A 15,164-nucleotide genomic window follows, 5' to 3' on the forward strand; every position below is an offset into this window, starting at 1 on the left:
TTAATGATGTCCTCTCTCATTTCTTTCAAGTCCAACTGGCTCTAAAGTAGCAGCTTCTCCATTAAGTAGTCCAGCTACGCCTACTTTATGAACAGTTTTCTTTCCTGTGCATACATCACATGTACATCCTGGAGTATAGTTTGAAGGTTCATCATAAGTTGTTATTACACCTTCAAAGTTTCTTAGTATTACTTTGTTATGACTTTGAGAAATTACATAATTTGGCATTACAGGAGTTTTTCCTCCTCCACCTGGAGCGTCAACAACAAACGTTGGTACGCAGTATCCAGAAGTATGTCCTCTAAGACCTTCAATTATTTCGATACCTTTAGCAACTGGTGTTCTGAAGTGTGAAAGTCCCAGTGAAAGGTCACATTGGTAAATGTAATATGGTCTTACTCTTATTTTTACAAGGTCGTTTACAAGCTTAAGCATCACATGTGTGCAATCATTGATACCTCTTAACAGTACTGATTGATTTCCAAGAGGGATACCAGCGTCAGCCATAAGCTCACAAGCTCTTTTTGACTCTGGAGTTATCTCGTTAGAGTGGTTAAAGTGGGTATTCAACCAGATTGGATGATATTTCTTTAACATGTTTACAAAATCTTCAGTGATTCTCTGTGGAAGAACTACTGGAGTTCTAGAACCTATTCTTATAATCTCAACATGAGGAATTTCTCTAAGTTTTTTTATGATTTGCTCAAGTCTGTCATCTGACATAAGAAGAGCATCTCCTCCAGATAGAAGCACGTCTCTTACCTGTGGAGTGTTTCTGATGTAATCGATTGATTTTTCTATTTGATCCATTGGTACAGCAGAGTCATTTTGTCCTGCAAATCTTCTTCTAGTACAGTGTCTGCAGTACATTGAACACTGGTCTGTTACAAGGATAAGCGCTCTGTCTGGATATCTGTGAGTTAGTCCTGGCGTTGGAGAGTCCACATCTTCGTGAAGTGGATCTTCTTGATCTTCATCAGCTCTATATAATTCATCAGCTGTAGGTATTGCCTGTTTTCTTACAGGGTCATTAGGATCATTAGGATCAATTAGAGAAAGATAATATGGAGTTATTGCCATTCTCAGTGATTTAAGACAATCCTCTGCTCCTGATTCTTCTTCTGGAGTAAGTGGAATATATTTTTTTAACTGCTCAACAGTTTCAATTCTATTTCTTACCTGCCATTGCCAGTCATTCCATTCTTGGTCTGATACATTTGGAAACAATTCTTTTCTTCTATCTACATTCATTTTTATTCTCCTTATCTAACTACATTTATTAGATTGAACCAAAGCTAATCGCTCAATTCATTAATACAACTCTGGGGATTTTGTTGTTTTAATTACATGTATTGTTTTTCGAATATTTCTCTTAGCTCTTTTGATTCTCTTAGTTCCTCAAGAGTTATAGCTGCATGATCTTTAGTATAACCATTACCAATTATCATATTTACGTCTTTTCCTACGCCTTCAGCTCCAAGTGCTGCTTTTGTAAATGATGTAGCCATTGAGAAGAAGTATACTGTTCCGCCGTCTCTTACAGGAAGGATTGATGACATTTCTGTATTTTCGATATTTACACAGTTTATTACAATGTCAACTTCTTTACCATCGTTAGCTGCTAGTACTGCATTAAGAACTTCAACTGGCATCTGTGCACTTGCAACAACAGCTTTGTGTACAAAACCTGCATCCATAAGTTTTTTAATGTCGCTTTCTTTTCTAACTATACCGATAACGTTTCCAGTTGGGCCTACTCTTTTCTTTGCTTCATAACAGCACATCATTCCTGATTTACCTGCAGCACCTAGTATAACAACGCTTTCGCCTGGCTTTACAAGTTTAGCCGCCTGAGCAGGTGCACCTGCAACATCTAATGCCGCAAGAGCCAGATTTTCACTCATATCTTTTGGAAGTACTGCGTAGATCCCACTTTCGAAAAGTATAGCTTTTCCTTTTATTTCAACTCTGTCAATGTCTGGCTTAACATCAAGTATTTTTTCTATTTTCAGTGGAGTAAGAGAAAGTGAAACCAAAGTTGCAATTCTGTCTCCAACTTTAAGATCAATTTTACCATCAAGGTCAGATCCTATTTTTTCAATCGTTCCTATAAGCATTCCGCCTGAACCTGTAACTGGGTTTTGCATTTTGCCTTTTTCGGCAACTATAGAAAGAATCATTTCTTTTATTTTTTCTACATCATGTCCTGCAGCTTCTTCTATTTGTGTAAAACTTGCAGAGTCTATGTTTAATGCTGAAACGTCTATAAGTATTTCATTGTCATAAATATTCATATCGTTGTTGATTTTTGAAGCTGGTTGAGGTAATACACCTGCTGGCTCTATTACTCTGTGTGTTCCGTATTTGCATCCTTTCATACTATCGTTTCCTCTCTAATTTCATAAATTATAAAAAATTATAAATAAGTACTCTTTCTATTTTCTTTTTTTGTCTTTTAATACTACACATGTTCCAGTTGCCCTGCATACTACTATAGGTTCGTCCAGAATATCACATGCAGAATCATTAATGTCAGGTCTTGGCACTATAACTTTTCTAGCTTCAAATTTCATTTTTCTCGAACTGTTTCCAACCTCAATTATTTCACCTACAGCTTCGATATAGTCGCCTGCATAAACTGGAGCTAAAAACTCTACGTCCTGATATGCTTTGAATAGACCTTCGTCTCCATCATTTTGAATTAATAATTCTGTTGCTACGTCTCCAAATAATCCGAGCATCCTCGCCCCGTCTACCAGGCCGCCTCCGTAATGAGCATCATGAGCACTCATTCTTAATCTTATTATTGATTTCAATTAGTGTTCCTCCTTCTAATAATTTTGGCATAAGCTAAAAAAGAGCGCTTTTTTATGCCACATAAGTGACATAAACAGCGCTCCATAGAAATCAAATCTATGACAGTGATGTAAATTATAATTTACTCACCAGATATTACACGTTGGGGGGATCTTGTAATATCTTCGGCAATTGACACATTCATCTTGAGCATCGATACCCTTACCTTAGCATCTCAAGACTACCTATTCAACTGCACCTCTATTTATGTATACTAAAATTATATCACTAATTATAAATTTGTCAATTCAAAAAAAACGTTTTTTTTATACAAATTTTACAATTTATTGTAACTTTAGATCTATTTACATACTATGTAATTTGTGTTATCATATATTATAGTTTCCAGAACTACATACGTATTGAATATTTTGATTTATTCAAGGAGGTTATCATGACAAATATAAAATTTAGAGACCCAGTAAGTGCAATTAGCCATTATATTGGAGCCGCACTTTCTATTGTTGCTATGACAATGGTTGTTTTTAATCAAAAAGAAAATTTAAGTATCGATAATATCAACTTAATTTCTGCACTAATATTTACAGCTTCAATGTTCATGCTTTATTCTGCAAGTGGCATTTATCACACTTTAATGCTGCCCAAAGAAAAACTGGTGTTTTTCAGAAAACTTGATCATTCCATGATATATGTTTTAATCGCTGGATCATACACACCACTTTGTCTGGCAATCAAAGATATCAACCACGGATATAAGTTGTTAATACTAATATGGTCATTAGCCATAGCGGGTATAATTATAAAATTATGTTTTTTTAATGCCCCAAGAGTTATAGGTACCGCTTTTTATATAATACTTGGATGGATGATAGTTTTTTTTATCAAAGATGTTGTAGATGTACTTGCGTTGAATGGAATGATACTACTTGGACTTGGTGGAATAAGTTATACAATCGGAGGATTAGTTTATATAGTCAAAAAACCAAATTGCAAAAACTTGAACTTTCATGATCTGTTCCACTTTTTTGTTCTTGCTGGTACTGCACTTCAATTTATTACAGTATATATATATATCCTGTAATAAAAAGCTCCTGCATTAAATTAATGCAGGAGCTTTTTATTACAATTTTATTATTTCGTATACTTTATTAATATTTAAATATTTCCTGAAATGATTTTCAAGTTTATCATATTCGTTTTCTTTGAATTTATTAATATCAAAGGTATCAAGTTCACTTTTGCCAAATCCTTTTTTTATTCTTATGTTTTGCAATATAGTTTCTGTAAACCCTATGTTATCAAATATTCCGTGAAGATACGAACCCATTACATTGTTCTCGGTATTAATCATACCGTCGATTTCATTGTGACTTTTACCAAGCTTTTCAAAAACTTCAGAGAATATTTGATCCTTTTTTATATCTACATTTGTCTTTCCACAATGCAACTCGTAACCACTTACTTCTAGATTCTCAGCGCCATAAAAAATACTGTTTTCATTGAAACTTGTTTTTATTTTCGCCTTAGTTTGCACTGTGATTTTATCCTTTTCAAAAACGGTATCATGAGATAAAATCCCCAAGCCAGAAATTTCTTTAATATCAGACTCCACTCCTAAAGGATCGAATATTTTTTTTCCAAGGATTTGATATCCTCCACATATGCCTATAACTGGTACTCCTTTTTTATTGTTAAGTTCGTAAAGTTGGGGATACAATTTACTTTTTTTGAAAGAAATCAAATCTTCGATTGTATTTTTTGTTCCTGGTATAATAATTAAATCCGGATTTAAAAACTCGGAGTCTATATCCACGTACCTTATATTGACATCTGGATAGCGTCTAAATATATCAAAATCTGTAGAATTTGACATATGATTTAATCTTACTATTTCTATATCAATATGTTTGGATTTATTTATGGGATTATGTTTCTCTGTTATAGAGTCTTCATCCTCAAGTTCTATGTTTATATATGGTATCACTCCAAGAACAGGTTTTTGCGTTAACTGCTCTATTTTTTTTATGCCTTCATCAAGCAGTTCAACTTTTCCTCTAAATTTATTGATTATGATACCTTTTATACGGGCACGCTCTTCTTCTTTTAAAAGCATGATGGTGCCATATATAGATGCAAAAACACCACCCCTGTCTATGTCTGCAACAAGAATCACAGGAGCATCGACCATATTTGCCATACCCATATTTGCAATGTCATTTTCATTCATGTTTATTTCTGCAGGGCTACCAGCCCCTTCTATTAGTATTACTTCATTTTCAGATGCGAGTATATCATAAGCTTCCTTTATTCCTGGAATCAAACTTGATTTGATTTTTTTAAATCCCGAGCTTTCAAGATTGTCATATATTTTCCCCATGAATATAATTTGGGAAATGTTGTTTCCTGCAGGCTTTAATAGTAAGGGATTCATCTCAACTCGAGGTAACTTATTACAAGCTTCTGCCTGAACAACTTGCGCTCTTCCCATTTCAAGTCCCTGATCTGTTACAAAAGAGTTTAGAGCCATATTCTGAGATTTAAAGGGTGAAACATCATATCCATCTTTGGTTAAAATTCTGCAAAGAGCTGTAGTCACTATACTTTTACCAGCGCCTGAAGATGTTCCTTGTATCATTAAATTTTTAGCCATATTTTTCTCCATCTATTTTTTTAATATAATATCCTTAAAACATTTGAAAAAGTAATCATTTTGTTCACTTTCTTTAATATTAATTCTTATAAATCTTTCATCTAAGCCATCAAAATTAGAGCAATCTCTTATTAATATTCCGTGTTTTTTTATCATTTCTTCTTTTATCTGACCGGCATTTCGTCTCTCATCAATTCTTATAAGTATAAAATTAGTTTGAGTTGGATAGACGGTGATACCTTTTATACCAGATAGGATTTTACTAAATCTCGCAATTTCATCATGATAATACTTTTTACTTTTAGAATAAAAACTCTGATCAAAGATAACATCTATTAATTTTTGAGCAAATATGTTAACGGTCCAAGGTTCTTTATATTTCCAAAGTTCATCTATTAATGATGGACTTGATAGAGCATAACCTAATCTTACACTTGTGAGAGAATGAAATTTTGTAAGAGCTCTTATTATTATTAAATTATCATAATATGGAATTTTGTTAACCAGGCTATATTGTTCAGAATTATACACAAAATCCATAAAGGTTTCATCAATCATTAGTATGGTCTTATTTTCTTTACACAAATTCAGTACTTTTTCTATTTGATTAACATTGCCAGAAGGATTATTGGGATTGCATATTACAAGTAAATCCAGATTTTTTATTTCTTTTGAGAGCTCATCTATATTTATAGTGAACTCGTCTTCGTAAAACAGATTAATTACAGTTTTGTCTTCGATTAGTGCAGCTCTTTCGTATTCACCAAATGTTGGCTGAAAAATCCCTATTTTCTTTATGCTCTTTATTTTCATAATTAGAAACATAAGTTCTGTAGAACCATTACCCACTATTGTGTTTTCAATATCTAATCCATACTTTTGTGCTATTTTTTTTCGTAAATTTATGTAATTGGGATCAAGATAGTAATTTAAATCTTTTGAAGTAATCGTATTTAAGATTTCGTCTATGCTTTCAGGAGAAAATATATTGACATTAGAACTGTAATCTAATATGTCAGTAATTCCATACTTACTTTTTGCATTTTCCACATCTGCTCCATGTGCTATCGGTTTCATTATTATCCTTTCTTCAAAAAAAGATGATTGTAAACAATCATCTTTTTTAATACATATTTTAAAATTCATATTATGAAGATTTTATTTCAGTCCATGCTTTGTCGTATTCAGTAGTAAACTCTCCTAAATCAAGAAATACTTCTCCTATATTATTTATATCCCCTGTTGGATATAAATAAGGGTTTGAAGTGTCCTTCTCAGGTAAAAAATTAAGAGCCTCCATGTTTGGTGATGAATACTTTATATAATCACTGTTTTTTGCAGCAATTTCAGGTCTCATCATAAAGTTTATGAATTTTTCTGCCAATTCCTTATTTTGTGATGTTTTAGGAACTGCCATCGTATCAAACCATAGATTTGTACCTTCTTGTGGAATAGAATAAGCAAGATTTTCATTTTCATCCATCAAAAGCATTGCATCTCCAGACCAGCAAAGTGCCATTGCAGCTTCTTCAGCTATCATTTGATCTTTGTATGTGTCAACTTCATAAGCTCTTACTAAAGGTTTTTGCTCTATCAGAGTTGCTTTTGCTTCATTTAGCTCATCAATGTTTTTTGTATTTAGTGAATAACCCAGCATTTTCAAGGTTACACCAATAGTATCTCTTGACGAATCCAGCATAAGGATTTTACCGGCATATTTTTCATCCCAAAGTATTTCCCATGAATTAACAGGCTCGGTTACCATGTTTTTGTTATATACTATGCCCATAGTCCCCCATAGATAAGGAACTGAATGCTTGCTATTCGAATCGTATGGTAGATTTGTAAATCTCTCATCGATGTTTTTGAAATTATCCAGATTAGTATAGTCCAGCTCATTGAGCAAATCTTTAGATAACATATATTCAACCATGTATTCTGAAGGGAATATTACATCGTATGCTGTTCCACCGGCTTCTATTTTTGCCAGCATTTCTTCATTCGTAGCATATTCTTCATAATTGACTTTAACGTTAAACTCATCTTCAAATTCTCTGATAACTGATTTGTCTATATAATCACCCCAGTTATAAACATTTAAAACTTCTTTGCTTCCAGAGCCGCCACACGCAGTAAGTGAAAGTCCCAATGTAAAAATAAGCATAATACTTGTAAATATTTTCTTCAATTTTTTTCCTCCTTGTTCCTTAAAAAAATTTAAAACTTGATATATCATAAATTTATTTTTTCTCTGTTTCTTTGTGTTGTTTAAGCTGAACAATAAACATTATAGTAAGGAGCACAATAAACATTATGCTCGAAAGTGCATTTATTGTAGGGCTTACTCCTCGTTTTGTCATTGAATATATTTTTATTGATAAAGTACTCACCCCTGACCCTGTAGTAAAGAAACTTACAATAAAGTCATCAAGTGACAGAGTAAAGGCCATAAGTGCTCCTGTAAATATGCCTGGTGTTATTTCTGGTAGAATCACCTTTAAAAAAGCTTGTAAGGGTGTTGCCCCTAAATCCAAGGCAGCTTCTTCCAAATGTGGATCCAGCTGTTGAAGTTTAGGAAGGATCGCGAATATAACATAGGGTATATTAAAAGTTATATGCGCAAGTATCAATGTGAAATATCCCAGCTTTAACTTAAGAATAACAAAAAGAGTAAGAAGAGATATTCCAATCACTATATCTGGGCTTATCATTGGAATGTAACTTAAGTTTATAAACAAGTTTTTATATTTAGGCTTAAGACTATGAATTCCAATGGAGGTTAGAGTTCCTATTATTGTAGCAACTACAGATGACACTATGGCTACCACAAAGGTCGTATATAAGGCTCTCATTATATCGGGATCTCTAAATAGTTCTTGATACCAGTTCAATGTAAATCCAGACCAATTCCCTCTGTATTTTGAATCATTGAAAGAGAAAACAATTAAGACTATTATTGGAATATACAGAAATGAATAAATCAAAAAACTGTATATATTAGAAAATAATCCTTTGATTTTTACCATATTTTTCCACCTCCATCTTTGGAGCTGTGTTTTGCAAAATAACCCATTGAAATTATAAGGAAAATCATCATTATTACAGAAACTGAAGATCCAAACTGCCAGTTTCTGGCCGCCATGAATTGATTTTGTATTAGATTACCCAAAAGTATAGTCTGGCCACCTCCAAGCAGATCAGATATTACAAATGTTGAAACGGCGGGCATAAATACCATTACAATACCAGTTGCAACTCCCGGAAAGCTCAAAGGGAAAATGATTTTTAGAAATACAAAGAATTCATTGGCTCCCAAATCTCTTGCTGCTTCTATAAGACTTTTATCCATTTTTGAAAGTACAGAAAATATTGGAAGAACCATAAAAGGTAGAAAGTTGTAAACCATACCAAGAACAACAGCAGCATTTGTATAGAGCATAGTTATGGGTTCATTTATAATTCCAATTTTTATTAATAATTCATTGATTATACCCTGATCTCTGAGCAGTCCCATCCATGCATATGTCCTTAGAAGAAAATTTGTCCATAGGGGCAAAATAAACAACATAACCATCATGTTTTGTTTCAATCCTCTAGCTCTGCTCATTATAAAAGCCATTGGATATCCTAAAATCAAACAAATAACAGTACTTAATAATGAAAGTTTCAGGGATTTCCAGAAAACATTTAAATAAATAGGTTCAAAAAAGTCCTTGTAATTATTCAAAGTGAAGCTATAAACTATATCACCGAACGAGTCACGTTGCGCAAACGAGTAAAAAATTATAATAAGCAGTGGCACAACGGTAAAAATAATCGTCCATATTATATATGGAGAAGTTAACAATCGCTTATTATTCAATTATTCTACTTCCTTTCTCATTATATGAATGGCTTCTGGATCAAAACTCAACCCTACTTTGCTATCTACTTCTGCATTATATATAGAATGAATCATCCATTCTTTCTCGTCAAAATCATCAACAACAATTATTTCATAATGTACACCTTTAAATACTACGTCAGTTACCAGCCCTTTAATTAATGAGGACGATTCTTTAGTTATTATCAAATCTTCTGGCCTTATTACTATGTCCACATTTTCATTGGAATTAAACCCTTTATCGACGCATTCGAATTCTATGTCATTTATTCTACATCTGTAATCTTCTGACATAACCCCATTCATAATGTTACTTTCTCCTATGAAGTCGGCAACAAATTTATTTATTGGCTCATTATATATATCTTCAGGTACCCCTATCTGTTGAATATACCCATCTTTCATAACAACTATACGATCAGACATAGTAAGTGCTTCTTCCTGGTCATGTGTAACGTAAATAAAGGTTATACCAAGATCTTGCTGCATTGTTTTTAGTTCATACTGCATTTCTTTTCTTAATTTTAAATCCAATGCCCCCAGCGGCTCATCGAGTAGCAAAACTTTAGGTTCATTAACCAAAGCTCTTGCTATTGCAATTCTTTGTTGCTGCCCACCAGAAAGAGACTGTACCTCTCTATTTTCAAAACCTTCGAGGTTAACGAGTTTGAGCATCTTTTTAACTTTTTTATCAATTGTATCATTATCAAGCTTCTTAATTCTCAAACCAAATGCAATATTTTCGTATATATTAAGGTGTGGAAAAAGAGCATATTTTTGAAAAACTGTATTTATTTGCCTTTTATAAGGCGGAACATTGGTTATGTCATTCCCATCAAATAAAATTTTGCCAGATGTATGACTTGTAAAACCTCCAATAATTCTTAGAGTTGTTGTTTTTCCACATCCAGACGGTCCCAGAAAAGTAACGAATTCTTTTTCTTTTATAGAAAGACTTATGTTACTCAATACCTGCTTTCCATCATCTTCAAATATTTTATTAATATCGATAAGCTCGATAATAGTTTTTTCCATTTATTACCTCCTTTGATTTTTCTCCTAAAAAATAATTTTATGTTTATTTAACAAGTTTGTCAATAGGTCTTACACAAGATAATAGTACACGGCAATATTTAATACAAAAATCAACGGGACTCCAAATTTGAACTTTGGTTTTAATGTTTTATGTCTGTTTACATACATTGAAATCCAAACTCCAGCAGCTCCACCTATAATTGCACAAAGTAAAAGGTTTTTTTCACTTATTCTTTTTTTGTTATAAATTGCAAATTTTTTATCAATAAACATGATGAAAAATCCAAAGATATTGATGAAAGAAAAATAAACAACCAGTGCCTTGAATAAATTTAGACCCTTATCCATTTTCATTTTCTCCTTGGTTTTTTAATGAAGCTCTTGCTGATTTGCCACAAAGATGACCCGTAGAAAAAGCAATTTGAAGATTATATCCCCCGGTAAAAGCATCTACATCTATCATCTCTCCAGCAGCATATATTCCTGGATATTTTTTTAAATTTAAGGTTTTAGAGTTAATTTCTTTTATATCTATTCCACCTCTTGTGACTATAGATTCATTTAGTCCACCATATCCCGTTAGCCTTAATTCAAAATTTTTGAATCCATCAATAATATCATTTATTTGATTTTTTTTCATATTTAAAATCTCGCTATCAGGAAAAAGTTCTGATTCTTTGAACTTTTCAAACGATTTTTTATTCAAAACCTCATAATGCAAAATATTCTTGACCATCTCTTTAGGAAGAAATTTAGATATCCTGGTAATGAGTTTTTGTTTATCATTTGACTTTACTATTATCATCAACTCTTCACGGCTGAGATGTGGCAAAAAATCAATAAACACTTTAATATCTGCAAGTGGTTTATCAGTGATAAAACTACTTGAGTTTATGGCTCCAGGACCACTTATTCCATTGTGCGTGAAGACTACCCCATCATTCAATTCTGATATTTTTTTGTTATTAAAAAAAGTTGTAAATTTTACGTCAGTTAAAGATATTCCCTGTGATTGAGTAATAGCGCTTTGATTAGACATAAGTCTTACAAGTGTTGGTTTTAAAGGTACAACATTAATACCAAGTTCCTGAATTATTTCAAATACAGAACCATCAGACCCAGTGGATTTATAACTTGCTCCCCCACTTGCCAAAATAAGCTTTTTTGTTGAAAGTTTTAATGTCGAATTATTTTCATTTAAAAACAATTCATACATTTCTTTATTATCAATCTGAACCGGGTTTATTTTTATGAGCTGTACGCCTAATAACAAATCAATGCCTGCTTCATTTATTTCATTCAAAAGAAAATCAAGAAGTTCTTTTGAATTGTCATTTTTAGGATAATATTTTTCCCCTTCAATCTTGAACTCTATAGCTCCTCTATTAAAAAAACTTATTAAGTCCTGATTATTAAAAGCAGCAAAAGAAGAGTAAAGAAATTTTGGATTTCTTGTTATATTATTATAAAAATCAGATATATCTTTGGTACTTGTTATGTTGCATCTCCCTCCACCAGTGATAAGAAACTTTTTACCTATAGAGGAATTTCTTTCTATAATAGCAACCTTTAATTTGTTATTTTTATTCATTTTTGCCGCTTCTAAAGCAGCCATTATTCCAGCTGGGCCAGAACCTATTACAACTATATCGTAATCTATCATTATTCTCCCTGTATTTTGTTTAGTGATAATTTGTAATACATCAACCCTTCTAAATTATCATATTCACTTACCGTAACAGTTGTGACATTTAAACATTTAAGAATGCAAATCAATATATTCAATCCAGACACTATTATATCAGCTCTTGCAGGATCCAAACCAACCACTTTTTTTCTATCTCTAAGTGGAATTTGATTTAAGCTATTCAACATATATTCTACATCTTGAACCTTAAGTAAACTGTTGTGAATCTTATTTGTATCATAAGTTTTCATATTTTGATTTATTGATGATGCTGTAGTTATTGTGCCGCCTATTCCGATCACTTTTTTTATATTATAAGTAGTAATTATTTTGTATAAGTGTGAAATTTTGCTATTTATATACTTTGTCATTTCTATAAGACTTACATCATCACTGTCTTGTTTAGTTTTGAATTTTTCCGTTAATCTTACAGCACCTATATCAATGCTTTCTTTGTATATTACTCCTTCTTGTTTAGAACCAACAACAAATTCTGTAGAGCCTCCGCCTATATCTATAATTAAAAGCTTTTCTGTATCGTCTACTCCCATAGCAACTCCGTAGAACCCTAATTCAGCCTCAGTATTTCCGTTTATTATTTCAATTTCAATACCTGTATTTATTTTTGCAAGTTCTACAAATTCTTCTTTGTTTTTGGAGTCTCTTAGTGCTGATGTACCAATTGCATAAATATACTCTGCATTGTCTGTTTTTGCCGTATTTACAAAATTTATGAAAGAATCAAGATTTCGATTAATAGCATCTTTACTTATAAAACCATCTTTATTTATACCTTGACCTATTCTCGTTGTATTAATAGTTTTTTTTCGGTTTGAAATCGTTTTATTGTAATCCGCTATTAGAAGTCTCATTGAATTAGTTCCAATATCTATACTTGCTATTTTCATATATTACCTCACTATACTATTGCACCATAACATATACAATTTCATCTTTCTTTACCATCTTGAGTTTTTCTCTGGCCATTTTTTCTATGAATTCATTGCTTTTAGCCCCATCAATTTCTTTTTTTATTTTATCGTTGACTATTATTATATCATCAAATTCCGATTTTAGTTTTATTATGTCTTCTTTGTATTGGTTTATTGTAATAATCTGGTTACCTATATAAGCAAGAGGATACATCAAAAAAATAATAATTAAGAAAACAAAAAAATAATATTTAGGATTTTTTCTGAACATCTGTATCTCCTTAATTAGTTCCCCTATTCAATAACTTCATACATATCTACTGCATCTTCTTTTTTGGTACTGTCTTTTATATTTAAAACCTTAATTTTAAGCTTTCTCTCTCCAAATGTGATCTCAAGTATATCTCCTTCTTTGACTTTGCTTGAGGGTTTTGCTTCTTTTCCATTTATCATTACTACACCTGCATCCGAAGCATCTTTTGCAACTGTTCTTCTTTTTATGATTCTGGAAACTTTTAGAAATTTATCTATTCTCATAAAAACTCCTTTATTTCATTTTTTATACATACAATACAATAATAACATATTGCTATAAGATATAAAAGATGATTAAAAAAAATAAATAAGAGTCGAGAGCTGGAATATGCTTTGTCGACTCTTATTTAGATACTGTTAATATATAACTATAATAAATGGTTATTGTCTTTTTTTATACATGAAGCTCAACATTTAATTTTAAATTTTCATATTTTTTGAGTCTAGGGTCAACTTCATTTTCAATGAATTCAACCACCTGATTTGAGGATCTTCCTATATAAAGCATTGGGTCAAGCAGATCTTGTATTTCTTTTTCTGTAAGCTTAAACTCTTCATCTTTAGACAGGAGTTCCAATAAGTTATTATCAAGACCGTGAACTTTTACGTTTTTCCCTGCTTCCATAGAATACAATCTTATTTTTTCATGCAATTCTTGTCTGTCTCCGCCTTTTTTTACAGCCTCCATTAGTATGTTTTCTGTAGCCATAAATGGAAGTTCTTCATTTACTCTTCTTTTAATTATGTTTTCATAGACAACCAGGCCATTAGTTACATTGATAGCTATATCAAGCATAGCATCGGTTGCAAGAAAGGCTTCTGGTGTAGACAGTCTTTTGTTTGCAGAGTCATCCAGAGTACGTTCAAGCCACTGAGTTGCATGCACAAACGCAGGATTTTGAGCTATGTTTATTACATATTTGGCAAGTGAGGATATTCTCTCAGACCTCATTGGATTTCTTTTGTATGCCATTGCAGATGAGCCAATCTGTGTTTTTTCGAAAGGCTCTTCTATCTCTTTAAGACTCTGAAGAAGTCTTACATCATTAGTCATTTTATGAAGTGACTGAGCTATTTGTGACAGAGCTGATAAAACCTGAAAATCCACTTTTCGGGTATATGTCTGTCCTGTTACCGAAAAGCTTTTTCCAAAACCCATTTTTTCACATACAAGTTCATCTACTTTTTTTACTTTTTCTTCATCATTGTCAAACAGAGACATGAAAGAAGCTTGAGTCCCAGTGGTTCCTTTTGCCCCTCTTAATCTCAGATTATCTTTTCTGTATATTACATCATCAATATCTAATACAAGGTCCTGCATCCAAAGCGTAGCTCTTTTGCCTACCGTAACCAATTGAGCTGCCTGAAAGTGAGTAAAGCCAAGTGCTGGCATGTCCTTGTACTCAAGTGAAAATTCTTTTAGGTTATTGATTAATATGGCAAGTTTGTTTTCTATTATCTCCAGTGCACTTTTCATTACTATTATATCTGTATTGTCTCCAACGAAAGCACTTGTTGCTCCCAGATGAATTATTCCTTTTGCTTTTTCTGCCATAAGACCATAGGCTTTGACGTGAGCCATAACATCATGTCTTGTCTCTTTTTCTATTTCTTTTGCAGTTTTAAAGTCAATTTCGGTCCTGTATTTTTTAAGTTCATCTATTTGTTCATCAGTAATGTCTATTCCCAATTCTTTTTCGGATTCCGCCAAAGCAATCCAAAGACTTCTGAATGTCTCAAATTTATTTTGATCAGAAAAAATGTAACTCATTTCCTTGCTGGCATATCTCTCATTTAATGGGCTTTGATATTTTGAATAATAGTTTGACATTTTTATTTCTCCTG

16 protein-coding genes and 1 riboswitch are annotated in these 15,164 nt (G+C 32.3%); of the genes, 1 reads left to right on the forward strand and 15 read right to left on the reverse strand.

The genetic code is table 11. The features are described 5' to 3' along the window. From kamA to kal, 3 genes are all read right to left on the reverse strand, one after another. Positions 1–1,251: a lysine 2,3-aminomutase gene (gene kamA / locus G558_RS0106645; protein ID WP_028829481.1), complete on the reverse strand. Its 1,251-nt coding sequence runs from the start codon at positions 1,249–1,251 to the stop codon at positions 1–3. Positions 1,252–1,343: 92 nt separating this feature from the next. Then, positions 1,344–2,378 (reverse strand): L-erythro-3,5-diaminohexanoate dehydrogenase, encoded by a 1,035-nt coding sequence (kdd, locus tag G558_RS0106650; protein WP_028829482.1) that lies wholly within the window; start codon positions 2,376–2,378, stop codon positions 1,344–1,346. A 57-nt stretch (positions 2,379–2,435) separates the two neighbouring features. Beyond that, complete coding sequence (gene kal / locus G558_RS0106655) at positions 2,436–2,816, reverse strand: 3-aminobutyryl-CoA ammonia lyase (protein ID WP_028829483.1); 381 nt, start codon at positions 2,814–2,816, stop codon at positions 2,436–2,438. A 67-nt stretch (positions 2,817–2,883) separates the two neighbouring features. Continuing rightward, a riboswitch (Lysine riboswitch) is annotated at positions 2,884–3,068 on the reverse strand. 182 nt (positions 3,069–3,250) lie between these two features. On the opposite strand from kal, the gene trhA reads away from it, so the two are divergent. Beyond that, positions 3,251–3,898, forward strand: coding sequence for a PAQR family membrane homeostasis protein TrhA (gene trhA, locus G558_RS0106660; RefSeq protein WP_028829484.1), 648 nt, complete (start codon positions 3,251–3,253; stop codon positions 3,896–3,898). Positions 3,899–3,937: 39 nt separating this feature from the next. Here trhA and G558_RS0106665 read toward each other — a convergent pair whose 3' ends face one another. The 12 genes from G558_RS0106665 to purB all read right to left on the reverse strand — a co-directional run bounded on the left by G558_RS0106665 (position 3,938) and on the right by purB (position 15,150). After that, entirely contained in the window at positions 3,938–5,467 is a 1,530-nt protein-coding gene (locus G558_RS0106665) for a cobyric acid synthase (protein WP_028829485.1), read from the reverse strand. A gap of 12 nt (positions 5,468–5,479) precedes the next feature. Then, on the reverse strand, positions 5,480–6,544 hold the full coding sequence (locus G558_RS0106670) for a pyridoxal phosphate-dependent aminotransferase (RefSeq protein ID WP_028829486.1): 1,065 nt from the start codon (positions 6,542–6,544) through the stop codon (positions 5,480–5,482). Positions 6,545–6,614: 70 nt separating this feature from the next. Continuing rightward, positions 6,615–7,655 (reverse strand): ABC transporter substrate-binding protein, encoded by a 1,041-nt coding sequence (locus G558_RS0106675; RefSeq protein WP_028829487.1) that lies wholly within the window; start codon positions 7,653–7,655, stop codon positions 6,615–6,617. 52 nt (positions 7,656–7,707) lie between these two features. Then, positions 7,708–8,493, reverse strand: coding sequence for an ABC transporter permease (locus tag G558_RS0106680; protein ID WP_028829488.1), 786 nt, complete (start codon positions 8,491–8,493; stop codon positions 7,708–7,710). Continuing rightward, complete coding sequence (locus tag G558_RS0106685) at positions 8,487–9,329, reverse strand: ABC transporter permease (protein WP_028829489.1); 843 nt, start codon at positions 9,327–9,329, stop codon at positions 8,487–8,489. Before G558_RS0106685 ends, G558_RS0106680 begins: the two co-directional genes overlap by 7 nt. Further along, positions 9,330–10,385 (reverse strand): spermidine/putrescine ABC transporter ATP-binding protein, encoded by a 1,056-nt coding sequence (potA, locus tag G558_RS0106690; protein ID WP_028829490.1) that lies wholly within the window; start codon positions 10,383–10,385, stop codon positions 9,330–9,332. It abuts the gene before it with no gap. Between the two features lie 69 nt (positions 10,386–10,454). Continuing rightward, on the reverse strand, positions 10,455–10,739 hold the full coding sequence (locus tag G558_RS0106695; RefSeq protein ID WP_242825213.1) for a DUF1294 domain-containing protein: 285 nt from the start codon (positions 10,737–10,739) through the stop codon (positions 10,455–10,457). After that, positions 10,726–12,048 (reverse strand): BaiN/RdsA family NAD(P)/FAD-dependent oxidoreductase, encoded by a 1,323-nt coding sequence (locus G558_RS0106700; protein WP_028829492.1) that lies wholly within the window; start codon positions 12,046–12,048, stop codon positions 10,726–10,728. The genes G558_RS0106695 and G558_RS0106700 overlap by 14 nt, the downstream gene beginning before the upstream one ends. Further along, positions 12,048–12,980 carry a Ppx/GppA phosphatase family protein gene (locus tag G558_RS0106705; protein WP_028829493.1) on the reverse strand — a complete coding sequence of 311 codons (933 nt, stop codon included), beginning with the start codon at positions 12,978–12,980 and terminating at the stop codon, positions 12,048–12,050. Before G558_RS0106705 ends, G558_RS0106700 begins: the two co-directional genes overlap by 1 nt. Before the next feature lie 16 nt (positions 12,981–12,996). After that, complete coding sequence (locus G558_RS12615) at positions 12,997–13,275, reverse strand: FtsB family cell division protein (protein WP_036931739.1); 279 nt, start codon at positions 13,273–13,275, stop codon at positions 12,997–12,999. Between the two features lie 23 nt (positions 13,276–13,298). Next, entirely contained in the window at positions 13,299–13,541 is a 243-nt protein-coding gene (locus tag G558_RS0106715; protein ID WP_028829494.1) for an RNA-binding S4 domain-containing protein, read from the reverse strand. 172 nt (positions 13,542–13,713) lie between these two features. Beyond that, positions 13,714–15,150: an adenylosuccinate lyase gene (gene purB, locus G558_RS0106720; RefSeq protein WP_028829495.1), complete on the reverse strand. Its 1,437-nt coding sequence runs from the start codon at positions 15,148–15,150 to the stop codon at positions 13,714–13,716. Between the last annotated feature and the right edge of the window lie 14 nt (positions 15,151–15,164).

The organism is Proteocatella sphenisci DSM 23131, assembly GCF_000423525.1.
Lineage (GTDB): Bacteria > Bacillota > Clostridia > Peptostreptococcales > Filifactoraceae > Proteocatella > Proteocatella sphenisci.